Origin of the sequence: Microbacterium sp. C7(2022) (assembly GCF_028823665.1) — a bacterium.
In the GTDB taxonomy this organism is placed as follows: domain Bacteria; phylum Actinomycetota; class Actinomycetes; order Actinomycetales; family Microbacteriaceae; genus Microbacterium.
The window spans coordinates 1-226 of record NZ_JAPEHV010000095.1; the positions used below are offsets into that span (position 1 = coordinate 1).

The window sequence follows — 226 nt, forward strand, 5'->3', positions numbered from 1 at the left end:
TATTTCTAAGTCTGTATCTGTTAATCTATCTTCCTCATATAATCCTGATAAATAGAAATCATACCATTCTTGATTTATTAAATCTTCTAACATTTCTTTTTCATAGCTCAATATTTTATTCCATATATTTTTTCTTATTTCTGGTTCAGGTATGTTTCTAAGTACATAATGGATTAATATTTTATAACTGTCTTCAAGGTTAAAATTATCAATAAATGTATCTATT

1 protein-coding gene is annotated in these 226 nt (G+C 23.0%); it reads right to left on the bottom strand.

Features of this window, described 5'->3' with window-relative positions; all coding sequences use genetic code 11:
- A partial coding sequence (locus tag ON062_RS13735) for a hypothetical protein (protein ID WP_274647704.1) occupies positions 1-226 on the bottom strand: 226 nt, incomplete at both ends.